The sequence below is a fragment of the Roseinatronobacter bogoriensis DSM 18756 genome, assembly GCF_004366635.1.
GTDB classification, from domain to species: domain Bacteria; phylum Pseudomonadota; class Alphaproteobacteria; order Rhodobacterales; family Rhodobacteraceae; genus Roseinatronobacter; species Roseinatronobacter bogoriensis.
On the sequence record NZ_SORN01000001.1, the window covers coordinates 734,231 to 753,402 of the forward strand.

A 19,172-nucleotide genomic window follows, 5' to 3' on the forward strand; every position below is an offset into this window, starting at 1 on the left:
ATAAAAAAACAGGAGAGAGTAACATGAAAAAGACATTTGCAGCCATTCTGGGCGCAACCATGATGACGGCCCCGATGGCCTTTGCCGATGATTGGCCCACCCGCCCGCTGACCATGGTCATTGGCTTCAATCCGGGTGGTTCGACCGATATTCAGGGCCGCGTGCTGGCCAATGTGATGGAAGAATTCCTTGGTCAGCCGGTCAATGTGGTCAACCAGCCCGGTGGTGGCTCTGCTGTGGCCTTTACCCGCCTCGCAAATACCGAAGCGGATGGCTATACCTTCTTGTTCGGCGGGACCACGGCGCTGACCTTCACACCGATCATCACGCCGGTTGAATATGAAATCGACGATTTCGAGTATCTGGCAGCTGTCGCGATTGGTCAGAACGCCATTGTGACTTCGGCTGACCAGCCCTTCAGCACCTTTGACGAGATTATTGCTTACGGTAAAGAAAACCAGATGACCTATGCCCAGCAAACCCCGCTGGACGAGGCGATCATCAGTGCGATTGCCGAAGAAGAAGGGCTTGATCTGGCCATCGTTCCAACTGGTGGTGGTGGTGGTATGGCGCCACTGGTGTTGGGCAAAGAGGTTGATTTTGCCTATTCGGGCGGCACTCATGCCCAATACACGCCGACGGGCGAAATGGTTGTCGCGGCCTTCATGTCCGCAGAGCGCAGCCCCTTCTACCCGGAGGTGCCGACGCTGATGGAACTGGGCTATGACTATTCCATCGAGGATTACCGCACCATCATCGTACCCACGGGCACCCCGGACAATGTGAAAGAGCGCCTGATGGCCGCCGCAGAGTATGCCAGCGAAAGTGACGCGTTCAAGGAAATCACCGAAGGCAACACCTTCTTCCCGGTGGTCTATATCGGTCAGGAAGAGATGGAAGCCAATGTGCGCCGTATCCGTGCAGCGACTGAAGAAGTCATGGCTGATTGATCTGATATATCCTTGCCGCCGACAGCCATAGGCTGTCGGCGGTGTTCTGCGGTTGGCTGGCGCTGGTGAAGGTCAAACCGTTATCGGCGCGCGGCTTTGTCTAGTCTCATGGCAGACGCGTGTATAAGACTGCGTATAGCCATTATCATGCAAGGCCGGTTTTATTAGACCGTTTGCATGTCGCCGTCCTCGACAGACAAAGCGGTGGCTACATGACCCTTCTCCACAGAAACAAAGTCGATATCACGGCTTCCTTGACCATTCCTGCCGATTCTATGGAACGCAGGGGGTTAGCCGCATCACACGCGGGCATTCTCGCATTCTTGCCTTCTGGCCACATGCCGAAGTGCCAGCTTGTCGCATGCTCAAGGCATTGCCCTGACGCTTTCTGCAAATTAGGGAGGGTTGTTCATTCGTTGCCGGACCGCACCAACACCCCTAGGGCTTCCCTTGCACGAAAGCTGAAAACGTTATGTTTTCTCGAGATTTTTGGCTCCGGCGGTAGGGATCGAACCTACGACCAATTGATTAACAGGCGATTTTTTCGGCTAGTTTAAGCCCCTGATTTAGTGACAAATCATTCCGGCATGATGCGCAAGCCCTTGTTTTTGTGTGACAGTAAGCGTATGTCAATTGACAGTTAGCGACACTTGGCGACACTGGATGCAGTGACAAACAGTGACAAATCCAGTGACAAGCGGCGCAGCGACCGACCTATAGACGGGTTGTCAATTTGAACACAGGGGCCAGCCATGCCGACATTCACGACGAAGAAACCGAGCAAAAAAGACGGGCCGCAGGATGGCGTCTTGTATCTCGACCTTGTGGAAGCCCCGGCCAAGGGCCAGCGGTTTTTCTTTGATGACCACCGGGATGCGCCGCGCGGCTTTGGGTTGCGTGTCACACAAGCGGGGGGCGTGGCGTTCGTGCTGCAATACACCGCCGAAGGCAAACAACGCCGCAAGACCATAGGCGACTATCCGACATGGACACTTGAGGCCGCGCGGCTTGAGGCCAGCAAGCTACGCCGCGAAATTGATGCAGGGGCGGACCCGCTAGAGGAAAGACGCCGCAGGCGGGCAGAACCTACGGTCGAGGAATTGGCGCTGGATTGGCTAAAGAAGGCCGCAACGGGCCTCAAGAGCGAAGGCGCAATACGCGGCTATATGCTGAATGATATTGTGCCACACATCGGCAGCATGAAGGTGACGGACGTTCGACGCCGCGATGTGATCGAACTGGTGGAAGCCAAGGCGATGACAGCGCCGCGCGCAGCCGCTCAAGTGCTGCTATATGCGCGCAGGCTTTTGAACTACGCCACAGACCGCGACATCATCGCGGCAAACCCCCTTGCGGGCTTGAGGCCCGGATCAATCCAAGTGGAAGGCAAACGCGATCCGCTTAAAGCCGTGGCGCGCGGGCGTATCTTGACCGCAGATGAAATCAGGGCGTTCTGGGCCAATGCCGAAGCATGCGGCTTGCACCGCCTGACTGCGCTTTGCCTCAAGATGGTGTTGGTCACAGGGCAGCGTCCGGGCGAAGTTGCAGGGATGCGCGAGGATGAAATCAGCGGGCGCTGGTGGACTATCCCGGCCAGCCGCAGGGGCAAGACAGACAGCGCGCATACGGTTTACCTGACCGATACCGCGATGCAGATCATCGCAGATGCAAAGGCCGAAATTGACCGCTTGTCAGAGCGCCGTAGAGCGCCGTGGAGCGGCTTCATTTTTGAGGCTAGACCGGGTGCAGCGATTACCAATGCGGCCCTTGCGCGGGCCGCAGAGCGCAGCCGCGATGCGCTTGGGAATATGGCAAGTGACCAATGGGGCCACTGGACGCCGCACGACCTACGCCGCACCATGCGCACAGGCTTGAGCGCCGCGAAGATCAGGCCAGACATTGCAGAATTGACGATAGGTCACACTAAGCGCGGGATCGTCGCGGTTTACGATCAGCACGGTTTTACAGATGAACGCCGCGCAGCTCTTGAGGCTTGGGAGCGCCGCTTGACTGCGATCATTGCAGGTCATGACCCGGATGCGGCCAAGGGCGACAACGTGGTGCTACTTGAGGGGGCGCGGGCATGATCGACAATTCAGGGCGAGGCGGACAGCCGCCAAAAATTTGTCCCGTTACAGAAGGGGGTTGGGAAGTCGATTTGGCAGTTGAAAAGATCAACCTTGATAGTGATCTTGCTGGCCTTGTTATCGAAGCGCTGGAAAGCGTCGGAGCGCCGCAAAACTTGACGCTTTATTCACAGGCGCTTGGAATAATGCGGAACTATCGGCTGCAATTTCAATTCCTGAACAACCCAAGAACTAGCGCTGACAAGAATAAGAACACGAAAGGGATAGGGCGCTTCAAGAATGACCTTAAGCGCCGATCTGAAAAGATGGCAGCGCAACTAGATGCGGCCTTGAGTGACGAAGCGTCATATCATCTTGATAGCTTGATTCAGGAAGGTGAATTGCGCAGTCACATGAAAGCGGCTTATGACAGCTTGATTGCGATTGCCGACCTGATCGAGCGGGCGCAGGATGGAGTTGTCCCAATGTCTGCCGCCGAAATTAGAAACGATGCAGGCAGCAAGTTGAAGGCATTGGCGCGGAAAAATGGATTGCCGATGATGGCTTTCGTTGCGGCCTTTGGGATTTACCCTAAAGTTGGGAATGGCATTCACGAACAAGACGCATTTAATAAGTGGTATCAAAGGCTTGAGGGCTAAACGAAACTGTCCGTTGTCTTGTCCAATTACTAGCTAAACGACAAACTTTACCCTTGGCGACATGTAAACACACATGGAGCGCCAAGACATGGACTTTCAAAACGACCTACTGACAGAACTGCAATATGCAGAACTTACCGGGCGTAACGTTCGCAGCGTGCAGCGTGAACGATCACAGCGCATTGGACCAGCATTTATTCGGATCGGGCGGAAGATTTACTACCGCAAAGCTGCAATTGAGGAATGGCTAATTGCGCAAGAGCAGTCGCAGCCGCGCACAAGGAGGGCTGTTTGATGCAAGGCCCATTTATTCCCGATGATGTAGCGGAAGTTTTGAAGAATGCTGAAGCCGTCTTGCAGGCAAAGGCTAAGCGCCTTGACCGCCTCTTGATGATTTATGGCGATGGCGCTGAAGATATTGAATTCGATGATGGTGAAATCAGTCAATGGGAAGTTTCGATTGAGCATGGCGAAGTCGAACGCCTAGCGCAGAACCTTCGCGGCATAGCGGAATTTGCGGGATGGCTTGCAAATTTCACCGTTGATCCAAGTGATGAAGCTGAGGTGCAGAAATGATGGCTTCCAAAAAACGAAATCAGGCCGATCAGCTTACTGCAAGACTGAAGAAAATCATCACAGATGAATACAATGATTGCGACATTAACCGGGACGTGGCGCTATCCGCTGCAATCCGACTGATGTTGACGCTTCACATGGAGCGGTGCGGAATTATCCCGACAATCGACATGTTGCGCGATTTGGCCGATGTGGTCGAAGCGGATGTTTTTCGGGGGCCGCTGCAATGAAGCCCGATCACAATTTCAAATCACATGAGATGCGAATGCGCGCGGAATGGGCTAAAGCGCTGTGCTTTGCGATCAGCGAATGCCACCCGGACGATGCAAAACAGATCATGGCAGCGGCCTTGGATGATATGGCCGCAGGCAGTCCGCCAAAAGCATTTCCATTCTGTGACATTCGCAGCGATGCAGACTGGTGGGCAGATTGTGCGCACCCGGCAGAACTTGAATGTTACTTTTCATCAGCCCTGAAGCGGCTGGGCAATCGGGCGCTGGGCGTCAAGGCACGAAAGCGGCTGTTTGTTGCCTTGTGGCAGTCTTTCCCCCTCGCAGATCGACAGGCGTTTTTGTCGCGTGTTGATGCTGATGGGCGTTTTTGTAAGGGGGGTGCGTGATGCTCACAGGAAACACACCCGCAGATTGCGTCTTTCAACCGCTCTTGCTTGGCATTGCGCATTCTTATGGGATCGTGAAAGATCTTGATGACGCGAGCTTGCGCAGTGCAGTCGCCGCTTTGTCTGTTTTCCGAGGGCCGGGCCAAATTGCGCGCAATGTAGCTATCGACCTTATCCGCGACGAGTTGCAGGCAAGGGGGGCGGCATGAACGCGCACGATCCATTCGATAACCTGCCACCCATGCCGCCGGATGACGCATATCAAGAAGAATTCCACGTGCCTAAAAGGCAATCGGTTTTCTTTTCTGCTTCAGAACTGGAAGGCCAGCCGATACCCGCGCGACAATGGCTTGTTAATGGGCTTATTCCGTCCGGCACTGTTACGCTATTGGGCGGGGATGGTGGCACCGGCAAGTCGCTTCTGGCGTTACAGCTTGCAGCCAGCACAGCCCTTGAACGAGCATGGCTTGGCCTGCAAACGGCATCCGGCACAGCTATGTATATCAGCGCCGAAGATGACCGCGACGAATTGCACCGCCGAATTGCAGACATATGCCGCGCAGAGGGCGTCACACCCGCAGACCTTGACCGCCTGACCCTTCGCAGCCTAGCGGGCGAAGATGCGCTACTAGCCGCGCAGAATGGCCGCACAGGCGCGTTACAGGCTTCATACCTGTATCGGGAACTTGACGCCAAGTTGCAGGAAGATGCACCCGCGTTGATAGTGCTAGACACCCTGGCCGATCTATTCCCCGGCAACGAAAACGACAGAGCGCAGGCGCGGCAATTTGTGGGCATGTTGCGGGGCTTGGCGATCCGCCATGAATGCGCAGTTGTCATGCTTGCGCACCCCTCATTATCTGGCCTGAATAGCGGTTCTGGCACGAGTGGCAGCACAGGCTGGAATAACTCTGTGCGCAGTCGCTTGTATCTGGAACGCGTGAAGGATGAAGGATACGAAACCGACCCGGATGCACGCATTCTGCGCACCATGAAAGCAAACTATGGGCGCATAGGGGGCGAAATATCCCTGAAGTGGCGTCAAGGTGTTTTCGTGCCAGATGCGCCAGTTACCGGGCTGGATAGAATGGCAGCAAACGCAAAGGCAGAGCGCGTCTTTCTAAATCTGCTAAGGGCGTTCACAGCACAAGGACGCCGCGTCAATCATGCAGGCGGGCCAACATATGCACCCAAGCTGTTTTCAGAGCATCAGGACGCAGAGAAATGCACCAAACGTGTATTGCGCGCAGCAATGGAAAAGCTGTTGGCAGATGGAAAGATTAAGATTGAAGAAGATGGGCCAAGCTACAAACGCCGCACCTTCCTTGCAGTATCGGATGGGGGCTGAAGATGTGTCCAACCCCTGTCCAACCCCTTGTCCATCCTATCACCAAAGTATTGTCCAACCCCCTGTCCAACCCCCTGTCCAACGTGTGTCTATATATATCCCCATACCCCTATGCGCTGCGCACCCCCTTGGAGGGGAGCGCGCGCAATAGGTTGCAGGGCAGGATGACGCTTGCAGGCAGTTATATCAGGCCAGCGTGATAAAATGGTTCCAATGGTCAGAGATACCAAAGGGCGGGGAGCGAGGGATCAAGATTTGCTTTCTCTCTCACTGAAATTCAGGGCGTTATGTTCAGCGCGACATAACGCACTTTCGCGGGCCGCTACCCTCACAGTTTGCAAATTCCGTTGCAAAGTTTGTGCAAACTGATAGACTATCAATTGCCAAAGGGGTTTTAGGTTCTGAAAAATATCAGATTTCTATAATCCTGCTATAATTTGTCACTGGATTTGTCACTAGATATGCCCAAGATAGACGCCATACCCGACAAGTTTGCAGCCGGATACATTGACCGGCTGGATGGTCGCACGGCCATTGCACAGGATATGCGTGCAAGATGGGCAGCGATGACTGACGATCTGGGCGGCGAGGGCAGTCTTAGCTACTCGCAGCGCAGTCTGATCGAGAGGGCGCTATGGTTAGAACATTGGCTTCATGTGCAGGAACGCGCCCTTGCCGATGGTGACTATCAGGCGTTTGACGCTGGCAAGTGGACCCAAGCCTGTAATTCGCTTCAAGGCATACTCAAGACGCTTGGGATCGAGCGACGCGCCAAGGACGTGACCAGCTTGCAAGACTACATCAAAGGGCGGGCCGCGTCATGATACTGGTCACGATCAGACCCGGCCCTGTTCTGCATGTTTGGCGTGATGGGCAAGAGGTAGCGCAGGTGACGCTGACCATCCCGGCGGCGCTTACACTGCTGGCCGATCTGGCGCAGGCAGTAAGGGGGCGCGCATGATCGACATACGCCAAGCGATGACAGACCCGGCGCTGTTTGGCCCTGTCTTTGGGGGCGAGAGTTTCAGTGCATGGCGGGCGCTGCTGGCCGCGTTTGACGGTCTGGAACTGGACGCCACAGAACTGGACACGTTCAAAGCCCTTACAGGGCGCACAGAGACGCCACAGGGGGCTTTCCTTGAGTTGTGGTTAGCCATAGGGCGCAGGGGCGGAAAGAGCCATGCAGCGGCGTTTCTGGCGGTGTATCTCGCAGCGTTTCAGGACTACCGCGCCAAGCTGGCACCCGGCGAGGTTGCCACCGTCATGGTCATCGCTGCTGATCGAAAGCAGGCGCGAGCCGTGATGCGCTACACGTCCGGGCTTGTGAATGAAAACCCGATGTTGCGGCGTATGGTCGAGCGCGAGAATTCAGAACAGATCGAACTGAACAACCGTTGCGTGATCGAGATCACCACAGCGTCACACCGTTCTGTCAGGGGCTATACGCTGGCGGCGTGTATCTGCGATGAAATTGCCTTTTGGCATATTGAAGGCTCAAGCCCTGATCGTGAAATCATCGCGGCTATTCGGCCAGCCTTGGCGACGTTGGGCGGGCGTTTGATTGCGCTATCCAGCCCCTACGCCAAGCGGGGCGTTTTGTGGGATACCTTCAAGCGCGCATATGGCGATGACAGTGAAAGCCGCGTTTTAGTGGCGCAGGCACCATCGCGGACCATGAACCCGCTATTGCCGCGGCGTGTTGTCGATGACGCCATGAAGGATGACAGCGCAAGAGCATGTGCGGAATACCTAGCAATGTTCAGGTCAGACATTGCATCTTTCGTTGACCCGCAAGTTATCGAAGCCGCGACACGTCCGAAGCCCTTGGAACTGCCCGCGCAGATCGGCACGCGCTATGTTGCCTTTGTGGACCCAAGCGGCGGCGGGAGAGATGAATTTTCAATGGCGATTGCGCACGCTGAAAAGGATGGGGCCGTTATCGACTTGGTAACTGGTCGTCGTGGATCACCTGCTGAGACGGTCGCAGAATTCGTGCCGATCCTGAAGCGTTATAATATAACGCGCGTGACAGGTGACAAATATGCAGGACGCTGGCCGCGCGATGAATTCGCAAAGCATGGCATTCAGTATCAGGTGGCCGAACTCGACCGCAGCGGGCTTTATATCGAACTGCTGGCCGCGATGAATTCGGGCCGTGTTGAAATTCCGCCTTGTCAGACCACGTTGCGGCAGCTTGCTGGCCTTGAGCGCCGCACAGGCCGCGCGAAGGACATAATAGATCATCCGCCCGGCAGTCACGACGACCGGGCAAACGCAATTGCGGGCGTGACGGTGTTAACCGGCGCGAAGGTAGCGCAGCCGCGCGTCCGTAGTCTGGACTCACCTGTGGGAAGCAGGGGGCCACGGTCTGACCACTGGCGGGAAGCCGGGGAATGGGCTGTTTCCTTTTAACTGCAATACAGGAGGGCCAAAGATGGCCGACGTTACAAAAATGATCGAAGAAACTACAAACGCGATTGATGCGTTTACCAAATCGCAAACCGCGCGGGTTGACGAACTCGACCGGCGCTTGTCGCAGACCGAAACTGTCATGGCGCGGACCCGCAAGGGCTTTTCTGGTGATGCTGGCGGTGTGGAACACAAGGCGCTGAAAAGCTGGTTGCGCACTGGCAAGGACTTGGACACGAAAACGCTTTCGGTCACGAATGACGGCCAAGGCGTGACCGTGCGCGAAGATTGGCGCGATCAGATTTTCAAGCTGGTGCGCGAATTCAGCCCAATGCGCCAAGTGGCAAATGTGCTTGCGACGCAATCCAATGAAATCGAAGTTTTGGTTGATCGGGATGAACCCGCGTCCGATTGGGTTGCAGAGGTTGCGCCACGTGATGCGACCGCAGCGGCGTTTCTGACCCGCCATAAAATTGCGGTGCATGAACACTATGCGTTGCCGTCATCGACCCTTCAGCTTTTGGAGGATAGCGATTTTGACGTGGAAGCGTGGCTTCAGGACAAGATCGGAAGTCGCTTTGGGCGTCAGGAGGCCGCCGCCTTTATGGTCGGTGACGGGAACGGCCAGCCGCGCGGCATCTTGGATTATGACTTTGTGCCAGATGCGGATCACACTTGGGGCGCTGATCCGGCAACGTATGAGATTGGCGCGGTTTACACCGGCGTTGACGGCGGGTTGCCTGCTGATGACAGCGACGCAATCGACAGCCTAATGGATTTGGTGGACAGCCTGAAGGCACCCTATCTGCCCGGTGCGCGTTTTATGATGACCCGCGCGATGCGTAACCGTATCCGCAAGCTGAAGGATGCAGAGGCAAGACCGCTCTTGCAGCCGTCGCTGGCCGAGGGCGTGCCAGATCGGCTTTTGGGGTATCCGATTATGCTTTCGGAAGATATGCCAGCACTGACAGCGGATGCGCCCGGCGTGCTGTTTGGGAATTTCTCGCAGGCATACAGCATTGTTGATCGGATCGGCGTTGCGATTGTTCGTGATATCTATTCGCAGCCGGGCTTTGTCCGTTGGTATGTGCGCCGTCGCGTGGGTGGTGCCATGACCAACCCCGAAGCGGTGAAAGTGCTGGTGCTGGGCAGCGAGCCAGAGTGATTGAGGTAAGGCAGGTTGCGCCCGGAGTTTTTGACGCTCCTATTCTCCAAAGCAACCCCGTAAGCCGGTGAGTGGGCAAACCCCGGCGGTGCAGTGACGTTTTTCAGAAGGGCGTTGACTGCACAAACAAACAGGGCGGATCGGCGGGATGCTGACCGCCCATTTTTATGGAGGGCTGTTGATGGTGAACCCTGAATTGCACCTATGGCGGGCCGTGCTGGTCGCTGGATTGGATGACGCAGCAAAGGCCAAGACGCCAGCCGATGCGGCATGGATAAGGTCACGCGACTTTGTGCTGGTCTGTCATCTTGCGCAGGTGGACCCGCAAGCCGTGTTGCGGGCGTATAGGCCGGAAAGGTTTTTGACAGCGAAGAAAGCGGCCTGATTCTGCGCTGGTGACAAATTTTTTCGCAGCAATGACAAATCAATGACAAGCCCGAAAACAGGACGAAACCCGCTTTCGCGGGCTTGGCGTATCGTCTTGTTTTCTTGGGGATTTTTGGCTCCGGCGGTAGGGATCGAACCTACGACCAATTGATTAACAGTCAACTGCTCTACCGCTGAGCTACGCCGGAACACGTGAGCGCTATAGCAAGTGTTATCAGGCGCGTCCAGAGCGATTTCGCGTCGAAATGTCATTCTCTTTCGCAGCGTGAGAAAATCGCGCCTGGTGACATTTCCGGAGAGCTTTTGACCACACCGCGTTCTTCCAAATCTATCAAATGCGCGAAAATATTCCGGCTGGCGGCGGGTTGAAGCGAGGGGGGCGTGTCGCAATATATCTGGGCGACCAGTTGGGCGATTGTGCGCGGGCCGATCAAGAGTTGGGTCAGGATCGCGTCTTCGCGCATCTGTCGATGCTGGCGCAATTCGACGATCCGGTCGCGGGGGGCATCAACCGGAGCGCCATGGCCCGGATAAAGCCGCCTTGGCGCTTCCGCCTTCAACCGATCCAGTGAGCGCATATATGCGCCCATATCGCCGTCTGGCGGGGATACCAATGTGCTGGACCAGCCCATGACGTGATCGCCGCTGAACACCGCGCCGCGCCATTCAAAGCACAGATGATTGCCGAAATGGCCAGGTGTCCAGATGGCGCGCAGCACGTCCGCCCCAAGCCGAATCGATTCGTTGTCCTTGAGGGTCCTGTCGGCATGGAAACTGTGATCAACACCTTCTCCGCCGCCTGCTTGGCCCGAATCGGCCAGTCCATTCATTCGATCAGTACGCCCGGCGGAGCTGTTCCCATATGCAAGAATCGGCGCGCCGCTATGGCGTGCAAGCCTGCGCGCGAGTGGTGAGTGATCAAGATGCGAATGTGTCACCAGAATCTTGCGCAATCTGCCACGCTGCGCAAGGGCGTTGAGCAATGCTTGGAAATGCGCGTCACTTTCCGGGCCGGGGTCGATGATGCAGACATCACCTGTCCCGATGATATAGGTGTTGGTCCCTTCGCCTGTCATGGGAGAGGGGTTTGGCGCACGGATCACATGCAAATCAGGTTCAAGGCAGTGTGTCACGGTCAGAAGATCTACTTGTAAAGGCAGTGCAGAGTACTGCACTCTCACGCCTTACTCAATTCTACACCTTGCGGGTGTTGTTTGCCTGTAGGTTGGGCGTAAGATCACATTGATGGCCATTAAGAGCACGCCATCGCTGCGCGCGGATTTGCATTCAACCAATCAGATTTTGTGAAATGGTGCCCCCACACGGACTCGAACCGCGGACCTACTGATTACAAATCAGTTGCTCTACCAGCTGAGCTATAGGGGCCTTGGGCGCAGCGTGTAGGCGGATTCCTTTCCTGAGTAAAGGCCCAAAACCTGATTTCTGCATCTGGAAACAGATATTCTTCATCTGCCTGTCATGTTCCAACGCAGATCACGAGGTGCCAGCGCGGTTGTCGGGCTTTGCATGGCCCAGACGCGCGCTGGCACCGCTGTGATCATGCCTTGAAGTCGTCGATAATCGCGATGGCCTCCTCGGCGGTTTCCGCGAAATGGAACAGCTCAAGGTCTTCGCGCGCAATCGTCCCGGCTTCGGCAAGGGCATCCCAGTTGATGATCCGCGTCCAGAATTCCCGGCCAAACAGGATGAAGGGCATTCTGTGCATCCGCTCTGTCTGGATCAGGGTCAGGGTTTCGAACAATTCATCCAGTGTGCCGAAGCCGCCGGGGAAAACCGTGATCGCCTTGGCGCGCATCAGGAAATGCATCTTGCGGATCGCGAAGTAATGGAAATTGAAGCACAGATCAGGGGTGACATAGGTATTCGGGGCCTGCTCGTGCGGCAGCACGATGTTCAGGCCGATTGAGACGCCACCTCCATCTTTTGCGCCGCGGTTTCCTGCTTCCATCACGCCCGGTCCGCCCCCCGTGACAATGACATCCTCGCGTCCGTAGCTTTGCACCGAGCGCAAGGTCATCAGCCGCGCAAATTCGCGCGCCACATCATAAAAGCGGGACAATTCCGAGAGGGTCTTGGTCGACGCGCTGTCGGCATGCTCGGGTCTGGGAATGCGCGCGCCGCCGAACATGACGATGGTGGACTGAATGCCGCGCTCATTCATCAGCAGTTCGGGCTTGAGCAATTCCAGTTGCAGCCGCACCGGGCGCAATTCGTCGCGCAGCATGAAATCGCGATCGGCGAAGGCGAGTTTATAGGCAGGATGGCGGGTTTGCGCGGTATCGGGGGCCTCGTCCCAGTAGCGAATATCTTCGCTTGCATCGGGGAAGGGGCGCTTCTTGGTCTGTTCGGTCAAAAAAGCCTCCGTTGGCGTGGGCCAATTGCGGTTTGGTTTGCGCAACGCTATAGCGAAGGCCAACAGATGACCATACCCACGGAGCCCGCAATGACCGACACTGCCGCATTGGAAACCGCCATCGAAGCCGCATGGGATATGCGCGACACCATCACCCCGTCCACCACAGGTGCGACGCGTGACGCGATCGAGGCCACACTGGACGCGCTGGATTCTGGCGCGCTGCGCGTGGCTGAACGCCGCGAGTCGGGCGAATGGCATGTGAATCAATGGGCCAAGAAGGCCGTTCTTCTGGGGTTCCGCATCAAGGATATGGAACCGCATGAGGGCGGGCCGCAGGGTAGCGGCTGGTGGGACAAGGTCGACAGCAAGTTCAAGGGCTGGGACGCGGCGCAGTGGAAAGCCGCAGGCTTTCGCGCCGTGCCAAATTGCGTCGTGCGCAAGTCTGCCTATATCGCGCCCGGTGTGGTGCTGATGCCGTCTTTCGTGAATCTTGGCGCTCATGTCGGGCGCGGCACAATGGTCGATACATGGGCCACAGTCGGGTCCTGTGCGCAGATCGGTGAGAATGTGCATCTGTCGGGCGGTGTCGGCATTGGCGGCGTGCTGGAACCGATGCAGGCCGGCCCCACGATCATCGAGGATAACTGCTTTATCGGCGCGCGTTCCGAGGTGGTCGAGGGCTGTATCATCCGCGAAGGCTCTGTCCTTGGGATGGGGGTTTTCATCGGCAAATCGACCAAGATCGTGGACCGTGAAACCGGTGCTGTCATGTATGGCGAAGTGCCGCCCTATTCGGTGGTGGTTGCAGGCTCGATGCCGTCAAAAAACGGGATCAACTTGTATTGCGCGGTGATCGTGAAGCGGGTGGATGCGCAGACGCGTTCAAAAACCGGCATCAACGAGTTGCTGCGCGACTAAAGCATGGTTCGGGGCGCGCGCGCTCTGCGCTGCAAAGTTGCGCGCGCCCTATGGACCCTTTGCATCATGGCTCCTATAACGCGCGACATGTTTGGACTGCGGATCATCCAGCGAATTAGCGTCCCGGCACTCTGACGCGCCCAGAGTGCCGGGCCCGCCTTGGCGCCTGCATCTTTTTTCCAATTCGCAAGGTATCCGACCATGACTGACACCCCTGACTATAAAGACACGCTTTCCCTGCCGCAGACCGAATTCCCGATGCGCGCAGGCCTGCCTGCGCGCGAACCCGAATGGCTGGCGCGCTGGGAACGGCTTGGCATCTATGAGCGCCTGCGCGCCACTGCCGGCGCGCGCAAACCCTTCATCCTGCATGACGGCCCTCCTTATGCCAACGGCCATCTGCATATCGGCCACGCACTGAACAAGGTGCTGAAGGATTTCATCACCCGCAGCCAGCAGATGCTGGGGCGTGACGCGCGCTATGTGCCGGGCTGGGATTGTCACGGCCTGCCGATCGAATGGAAGATCGAAGAAAAATACCGTGCGGCGGGTTTGGATAAGGACGCGGTCGATATTGTCGATTTCCGTCAGGAATGCCGCCGCTTCGCCGAAGGCTGGATCGACATCCAGCGCGAGGAATTCAAGCGCCTTGGCATTACCGGGAAATGGGACCGGCCTTACCTGACGATGGATTACCACGCCGAGGCGGTGATCGCGGATGAGTTCATGAAGTTGGTGATGAATGGGTCGCTCTATCAGGGCTCCAAGCCCGTAATGTGGTCGCCCGTGGAAAAGACCGCGCTGGCCGAGGCGGAGGTCGAGTATCATGAGCATACGTCGCATACGATCTGGGTGAAATTTCCAATCGCTGATTTCGGGCCTCAAGCGTCGGATCTGAGTATTTCTGGCAAGAAAATGGGTATGTCGGTTGTCATCTGGACCACCACACCCTGGACCATCCCGCAAAACCGCGCTGTGTGTTTCGGGCCTGCCATCGAGTACGGCCTGTATGAGGTGTCCGAGCTTCTGGACGGGGCCAAGGAAGAGTTGGGCGCGACGATCATTCTGGCCGATGCCTTGGCTGAAAGCGCATTGACGGCAGCGAAGGTCCACGCCACGCGCCTGCGCAGCGTCAGCGCCGACGAGTTGGCCGCCCTGACGCTGGCCCACCCTTTCCGGGGTGTCGAGGGTGCACAGGGCGAATGGGATTTTGATGTCCCCATGCTGCCCGGCGATCATGTGACGGATGATGCTGGCACAGGTTTCGTCCACACGGCCCCCAGCCATGGCGATGATGACTATCAGATCGGCCTGAAGCATGGCCTGCCGATGACCTATAACGTGCTGGAAGATGGCAGCTACCGCACCGATCTGCCGCTGTTCGGGGGTGGGGTGATCATCAAGCCCGATGGCAAGGAAGGCGGTGCGAATGTCGCCGTGATCAAGCAATTGGCCTATGCGGGCGCGCTGTTTGCCAAGGGCAAACTGCGCCACAGCTACCCGCATAGCTGGCGGTCCAAGGCGCCGCTGATCTATCGCAACACCGCGCAATGGTTCGCGGCCATCGACAAGCCGCTTGATGACGGCATGGGCACGCATGGCGACACGATCCGCGCCCGCGCGCTGGAGAGTATCGACCGGCTGGTGAAATGGACCCCCCAGACCGGGCGCAACCGGCTGTATTCGATGATCGAGGCGCGGCCTGACTGGGTGCTGTCGCGCCAGCGCGCATGGGGTGTGCCGCTGACTTGCTTCACCAAAAAGGGTGCAAAGCCTACGGACCCCGATTTCCTGCTGCGCGACCCGCAGGTGAATGGCCGGATCAAGGCAGCCTTTGAGGTTGAGGGCGCAGATGTCTGGTATGTGCAAGGATTCAAGGAGCGTATCCTTGAAAACCTGCATGATCCGGAAGCTTATGATCAGGTTTTTGACATTCTTGATGTGTGGTTTGACAGCGGGTCCACCCATGCATTCGTGCTGCGCGACCGTGAAGATGGCGCGGCGGACGGGATTGCGGACCTGTATCTGGAAGGGACCGACCAGCACCGTGGCTGGTTCCACTCCTCTATGCTGCAAGCCTGCGCGACCAAGGGCCGCGCGCCCTATCATGGTGTGTTGACGCACGGATTCACGCTGGACGAGAAGGGCATGAAAATGTCCAAATCGCTTGGCAACACGGTTGCCCCGCAAGAGGTGATCGACGAATACGGCGCGGATATTCTGCGCCTTTGGGTCGCGCAATCCGATTACACGGTCGATCTGCGCATCGGCAAGGAGATCCTGAAAGGGGTGGCCGACAGCTACCGCCGTTTGCGCAACACCATGCGCTTCATGCTGGGCAATCTGTCAGGCTTTGACGAAGCCGAACGCGTTGCGCCAGCAGATATGCCTGAATTGGAACAATGGGTCCTGCACCGGTTGGCAGAACTGGATGCAGAGGTGCGCAAAGGCTATGCCGCCTATGATTTTCAGGGTGTGTTCCAGAAGCTGTTCAGCTTTGCCACATCGGATCTGTCGGCCTTCTATTTCGACATTCGCAAGGATGTCTTGTATTGCGACCCTGCCGACAGCCTGCGCCGCCGTGCTGCGCGCACGGTGCTGGATATCCTGTTCCACCGGCTGACAACATGGCTGGCCCCGGTGCTGGTGTTCACAATGGAAGATGTCTGGCTGTCGCGTTTTCCCGGTGACGATGCCTCGGTGCATTTGCAGGATTTCCCCGACACCCCTGCCGACTGGCTGAACGAGCCGCTTGCGCAGAAGTGGCTTGGGGTCCGGCAGGCGCGGCGCGTGGTGACGGCTGCGTTGGAAATCCATCGCCGCGACAAGGTGATCGGTGCCTCGCTTGAGGCGGCGCCGGTGGTGCATGTGCGCGATGATCAGGTGTTCGCGGCGCTGAAATCACTGGATTTCGCCGATATCTGCATCACTTCGGGCATTGCCCTGACAGCAGATCCAATTCCGGCTGAAGCCTTCCGTCTGCCGGAAGTGCAGGGTGTGGGCGTGATCTTTGAACATGCCGAGGGTGCGAAGTGTCAACGGTGCTGGAAGATCAGCCCGGATGTTGGCACACATAAACACCCGGCCACCTGCGCGCGCTGTTCGGCCGCGCTGGAGTAAGATACGCCGCTTGACCTTCCTGTCTTTGGGTTAGATATATTCGCATAAGTGATTATATCTGACCCGGATGGAAGGAAAACATATGAAACTGCGTGTCGTCACTGGCCTGCTGATGGGAACGATGATGTCCGTCATCATGTCGGGCTTCATCACCTTGGTAAATACCGGGTGGGACGGTGATTTCATGCTGCGCTGGTTGCGTGCCTGGGCGGTGGCATGGGTGATTGCTGTTCCGCTGGCTGTCATGGTCGGACCCATTGCGCGCAAAATGGCCGAGCGATTGGTCAAGCCCTGAACGCCCTGTCACAGACTTGCAGCCGGACGGCGCGGCGCTACCTGCACGGCAACAGGCAGCAAGGGTGAAACATGAAGCGTGCATTGGTCATAGGCGCATCCGGGGGGATCGGGCAGGCGCTTTGTGCGGAAATGAAACAACAGGGTTGGCAGGTCACGGGCCTGTCGCGCAGCGCAGATGGGCTGGATGTCACCGATGAGGGGTCTGTCAGACACCACCTTGGTGCGCTTGAGGGGCCGTTTGATCGCATCATCATTGCCTCTGGCGCATTGGAGATTGCAGGGCATCGCCCTGAAAAGGCGCTAAAGCACCTGTCCTCCGAAGGCATGGCGTTGCAATTCGCGCTGAACACCATCGGCCCTGCACTGGTGATGAAACACGCCGTCGCGCTGCTGCCGCGCGATGAGCCTTGTGTCATGGCGGCCTTGTCGGCACGGGTCGGATCTATTGGCGATAACAGGGCAGGGGGCTGGCACAGCTACCGCGCGTCCAAGGCGGCGCTGAACCAGATCATTCGCGGCGCGGCGATCGAATTTGGGCGCACGCACCGCCAGAGCATTTGCGTGGCACTGCACCCGGGGACCGTGGCAACGCCATTCACCGAAAAATATCTGGGGCGCCATCCGGCTGTGGCGCCGAGAGAGGCAGCGGCCAACCTGACCCGCGTGATGGACGGCCTGACGCCCGAACAATCGGGCCAGTTTTTCGACTGGGCGGGGAAGGTCGTCGCATGGTGAAGCTGGTTCTGGTGCTGGGGGATCAACTCAGCATGGATATTCATGCGCTGCGCAAGGCCGACAAGGCGCATGATATCGTCGTCATGGCCGAGGTCGCGGCCGAGGCCGAATATGTTCCCCATCACCCGATGAAGATTGCCTTTCTGTTCACGGCAATGCGCAAATTCGCGGCTGAATTGCGTGAGAAAGGCTGGACGGTTGCCTATACCAAGCTGGATGATCCGGCCAATGCCGGTTCCATCCCCGGGGAACTGCTGCGCCGGGCCGAAGAGTATAGCGCAAAGGCGGTTTTGGCCACCGAGCCGGGCGAATTCCGCCTGATCAATGCGCTGCGCGATACACCCCTGGATGTAAGCATTTTGCCAGATGACCGATTCCTGTGTTCGCATCAGGAATTCGAGGCTTGGGCCGAAGGGCGCAAGGCCCTGCGCATGGAGTATTTCTACCGCGAGATGCGCCGCAAGACCGGCCTGTTGATGGAGGGCGACAAGCCCGAGGGCGGGAAATGGAATTTCGACCATGACAACCGCAAGCCCGCCAAACAAGACCTGTTTCGCAAGGGGCCGCCCAAAGTACAGGGCGATGCAGTCCTGGCAGAGGTTCTTGATTTGATTGATGCGCGGTTTGGCGGGAATTTCGGCAGGTTGCGGCCGTTCCCCTATCAGACAGACAGGGCCGGGGCGCTGCGTGCGCTGGATCATTTTATCACGCATGCATTGCCGGAATTCGGGGCCTATCAGGATGCGATGTTGCAAGATGACCCGCATCTTTATCACGCGGTTATTTCGCTGTACCTGAATGCCGGTTTGCTGTCAGTGTTGGAAATCTGCAAGAAAGCCGAAGCCGCCTACCGCGCCGGGCATGCGCCGCTGAATTCGGTCGAAGGCTTCATCCGTCAGATCATTGGCTGGCGCGAGTTCATGCGCGGTATCTATTTTCTGGAGGGGCCTGACTATCCACGGCGCAATGCGCTGAACCATCAGCGCAAATTGCCAGCGCTGTATTGGGGCGCTGAGACGCGCATGAACTGCATGGCGCAAGCCATTGGGCAAACACGCGATCTGGGCTATGCACACCACATCCAGCGCCTGATGGTGACTGGCAATTTTGCGCTGCTTGCGGGGGTCAATCCCGCACAGGTGCATGAGTGGTATCTGGCCGTCTATGTCGATGCCTATGAATGGGTCGAAGCGCCCAATGTCATCGGCATGTCGCAATTTGCTGATGGGGGTGTGGTCGGGTCGAAACCCTATGTCAGTTCGGGCGCCTATATCGACCGGATGTCGGATTACTGCAAGTCATGTCATTACAAGGTCAAGGATAAGACTGGCGAGAGCGCTTGTCCGTTCAATCTGCTCTATTGGCATTTTCTGATCCGGCACCGCGAACGGTTTGAAGGCAATCCGCGTATGGCGCAAATGTACCGCACCTTTGACAAGATGGATGATGCGCGCCGCGAAGCCGTGCTTGCAGATGCAGAAGCGTTTTTGCAGCGCATGAGCAAGGATGCGCTTGTGTAAAACTGCTGCTTGCCCCGGCTTTCTCT

21 protein-coding genes and 2 tRNA genes are annotated in these 19,172 nt (G+C 57.3%); 19 read left to right on the forward strand and 4 right to left on the reverse strand.

The features are described from left to right. Positions 1-23: 23 nt before the first annotated feature. The 14 genes from EV660_RS03300 to EV660_RS03365 all read left to right on the forward strand — a co-directional run bounded on the left by EV660_RS03300 (position 24) and on the right by EV660_RS03365 (position 10,177). Positions 24-950, forward strand: a complete 927-nt coding sequence (locus EV660_RS03300) for a Bug family tripartite tricarboxylate transporter substrate binding protein (RefSeq protein ID WP_071481407.1) — start codon at positions 24-26, stop codon at positions 948-950. 752 nt (positions 951-1,702) lie between these two features. Further along, entirely contained in the window at positions 1,703-3,037 is a 1,335-nt protein-coding gene (locus EV660_RS03310; RefSeq protein ID WP_084634981.1) for a tyrosine-type recombinase/integrase, read from the forward strand. Beyond that, positions 3,034-3,675 carry a hypothetical protein gene (locus EV660_RS03315; RefSeq protein ID WP_071481406.1) on the forward strand — a complete coding sequence of 214 codons (642 nt, stop codon included), beginning with the start codon at positions 3,034-3,036 and terminating at the stop codon, positions 3,673-3,675. Before EV660_RS03310 ends, EV660_RS03315 begins: the two co-directional genes overlap by 4 nt. Positions 3,676-3,763: 88 nt before the next feature. Beyond that, entirely contained in the window at positions 3,764-3,970 is a 207-nt protein-coding gene (locus EV660_RS03320) for a helix-turn-helix domain-containing protein (RefSeq protein ID WP_157798946.1), read from the forward strand. After that, the gene (locus tag EV660_RS03325) at positions 3,970-4,251 is read left to right on the forward strand and encodes a hypothetical protein (protein ID WP_071481404.1); all 282 of its coding nucleotides are present in this window, start codon (positions 3,970-3,972) and stop codon (positions 4,249-4,251) included. Before EV660_RS03320 ends, EV660_RS03325 begins: the two co-directional genes overlap by 1 nt. Continuing rightward, on the forward strand, positions 4,248-4,481 hold the full coding sequence (locus tag EV660_RS03330) for a hypothetical protein (protein WP_071481403.1): 234 nt from the start codon (positions 4,248-4,250) through the stop codon (positions 4,479-4,481). Before EV660_RS03325 ends, EV660_RS03330 begins: the two co-directional genes overlap by 4 nt. After that, a complete protein-coding gene (locus EV660_RS03335) occupies positions 4,478-4,870 on the forward strand; it encodes a hypothetical protein (protein ID WP_244927306.1) in 393 nt (130 codons plus the stop codon). Before EV660_RS03330 ends, EV660_RS03335 begins: the two co-directional genes overlap by 4 nt. Further along, the gene (locus tag EV660_RS03340; RefSeq protein WP_071481402.1) at positions 4,870-5,079 is read left to right on the forward strand and encodes a hypothetical protein; all 210 of its coding nucleotides are present in this window, start codon (positions 4,870-4,872) and stop codon (positions 5,077-5,079) included. Before EV660_RS03335 ends, EV660_RS03340 begins: the two co-directional genes overlap by 1 nt. Next, positions 5,076-6,218: an AAA family ATPase gene (locus EV660_RS03345; protein ID WP_232727297.1), complete on the forward strand. Its 1,143-nt coding sequence runs from the start codon at positions 5,076-5,078 to the stop codon at positions 6,216-6,218. Before EV660_RS03340 ends, EV660_RS03345 begins: the two co-directional genes overlap by 4 nt. Before the next feature lie 461 nt (positions 6,219-6,679). Next, the gene (locus tag EV660_RS03350) at positions 6,680-7,042 is read left to right on the forward strand and encodes a hypothetical protein (RefSeq protein WP_071481401.1); all 363 of its coding nucleotides are present in this window, start codon (positions 6,680-6,682) and stop codon (positions 7,040-7,042) included. Next, positions 7,039-7,179: a hypothetical protein gene (locus EV660_RS18555; protein ID WP_157798945.1), complete on the forward strand. Its 141-nt coding sequence runs from the start codon at positions 7,039-7,041 to the stop codon at positions 7,177-7,179. Before EV660_RS03350 ends, EV660_RS18555 begins: the two co-directional genes overlap by 4 nt. Then, positions 7,176-8,630 carry a hypothetical protein gene (locus tag EV660_RS03355; protein ID WP_071481400.1) on the forward strand — a complete coding sequence of 485 codons (1,455 nt, stop codon included), beginning with the start codon at positions 7,176-7,178 and terminating at the stop codon, positions 8,628-8,630. The genes EV660_RS18555 and EV660_RS03355 overlap by 4 nt, the downstream gene beginning before the upstream one ends. 22 nt (positions 8,631-8,652) lie before the next feature. Continuing rightward, positions 8,653-9,792: a phage major capsid protein gene (locus EV660_RS03360; protein WP_084634979.1), complete on the forward strand. Its 1,140-nt coding sequence runs from the start codon at positions 8,653-8,655 to the stop codon at positions 9,790-9,792. A gap of 148 nt (positions 9,793-9,940) precedes the next feature. Beyond that, on the forward strand, positions 9,941-10,177 hold the full coding sequence (locus EV660_RS03365; protein ID WP_071481399.1) for a hypothetical protein: 237 nt from the start codon (positions 9,941-9,943) through the stop codon (positions 10,175-10,177). A 115-nt stretch (positions 10,178-10,292) separates the two neighbouring features. Here EV660_RS03365 and EV660_RS03370 read toward each other — a convergent pair. The 4 genes from EV660_RS03370 to EV660_RS03385 form a co-directional block, all read right to left on the reverse strand. Continuing rightward, positions 10,293-10,367, reverse strand: a tRNA-Asn gene (locus tag EV660_RS03370). Positions 10,368-10,427: 60 nt separating this feature from the next. Further along, on the reverse strand, positions 10,428-11,255 hold the full coding sequence (locus tag EV660_RS03375; RefSeq protein WP_084634978.1) for an MBL fold metallo-hydrolase: 828 nt from the start codon (positions 11,253-11,255) through the stop codon (positions 10,428-10,430). 234 nt (positions 11,256-11,489) lie between these two features. Further along, positions 11,490-11,565: transfer RNA gene (locus tag EV660_RS03380), tRNA-Thr, on the reverse strand. Between the two features lie 172 nt (positions 11,566-11,737). Beyond that, the gene (locus tag EV660_RS03385) at positions 11,738-12,553 is read right to left on the reverse strand and encodes an LOG family protein (protein WP_260161907.1); all 816 of its coding nucleotides are present in this window, start codon (positions 12,551-12,553) and stop codon (positions 11,738-11,740) included. Between the two features lie 90 nt (positions 12,554-12,643). Between EV660_RS03385 and dapD the strand changes: the two genes are divergently transcribed. The 5 genes from dapD (at position 12,644) to EV660_RS03410 (ending at position 19,146) form a co-directional block, all read left to right on the forward strand. After that, a complete protein-coding gene (gene dapD / locus EV660_RS03390) occupies positions 12,644-13,474 on the forward strand; it encodes a 2,3,4,5-tetrahydropyridine-2,6-dicarboxylate N-succinyltransferase (protein WP_071482252.1) in 831 nt (276 codons plus the stop codon). Positions 13,475-13,675: 201 nt separating this feature from the next. Next, positions 13,676-16,594: an isoleucine--tRNA ligase gene (gene ileS, locus EV660_RS03395; RefSeq protein WP_071481397.1), complete on the forward strand. Its 2,919-nt coding sequence runs from the start codon at positions 13,676-13,678 to the stop codon at positions 16,592-16,594. 82 nt (positions 16,595-16,676) lie between these two features. Then, positions 16,677-16,889 carry a DUF2798 domain-containing protein gene (locus EV660_RS03400; RefSeq protein WP_071482251.1) on the forward strand — a complete coding sequence of 71 codons (213 nt, stop codon included), beginning with the start codon at positions 16,677-16,679 and terminating at the stop codon, positions 16,887-16,889. Positions 16,890-16,960: 71 nt separating this feature from the next. After that, positions 16,961-17,626: an SDR family oxidoreductase gene (locus tag EV660_RS03405; protein WP_071481396.1), complete on the forward strand. Its 666-nt coding sequence runs from the start codon at positions 16,961-16,963 to the stop codon at positions 17,624-17,626. Next, a complete protein-coding gene (locus EV660_RS03410) occupies positions 17,620-19,146 on the forward strand; it encodes a cryptochrome/photolyase family protein (RefSeq protein WP_071481395.1) in 1,527 nt (508 codons plus the stop codon). Before EV660_RS03405 ends, EV660_RS03410 begins: the two co-directional genes overlap by 7 nt. Positions 19,147-19,172: the final 26 nt, after the last annotated feature.